The 499-nt window shown below is 63.5% G+C and carries 1 protein-coding gene; it reads right to left on the reverse strand.

Annotation, left to right across the window (positions count from 1 at the left end; translation table 11 throughout):
* Positions 1–102: 102 nt before the first annotated feature.
* On the reverse strand, positions 103–499 hold a 397-nt coding region (locus tag ENZ74_RS33955; RefSeq protein WP_245471071.1), incomplete at its 5' end, for a hypothetical protein.

The raw sequence follows: 499 nt of genomic DNA on the forward strand, positions 1-499 counted from the left end.
GTCTTGAACATTCCAAACTATGCACGTCGAACGGTCAGCCACCCCTGCGCAGTCTAGAAAGAAAAAATGGCTGATGGAACCCGCAAATGGCTGGTCCAGTCCTCACACCGCTTCCCTTGCCCAGAGCCTGTGGCCATGGCGGCGGAAATAGCGCGCCACCAGGCGCTGCTGCTTGGCCCTGATCAGGTCGGGCAGGCGCCGCTCCTGGCGCCAGCGCGGTATGTTGCGCCAGCAGGCTATGAAGCGGGCGGCGTCCTCGATTACCTCCTGCGCCGAGAGTGCCGGACCGATAGCGGCCAGGAACAGCGCCTCCGACGGTTTCAACTCGTCGATCACCGCCTTGCGCCTGACGTGATCCTGACGGGCGTGGGCGATGCCGCTGCGACGGATTGCTTCGAAGGCTTCAAGCAAGGCCAGGCTGTCGCCGGCGTAGCCGCAGGAACGGGCAAAATCGGCGGCAAAAGCGTCCATTATCGCTCCCGGGTCTGATGCAGTGGGC

The organism is Mesorhizobium sp. M7A.F.Ca.CA.002.15.2.1 (assembly GCF_003998715.1).
In the GTDB taxonomy this organism is placed as follows: domain Bacteria; phylum Pseudomonadota; class Alphaproteobacteria; order Rhizobiales; family Rhizobiaceae; genus Mesorhizobium; species Mesorhizobium ciceri.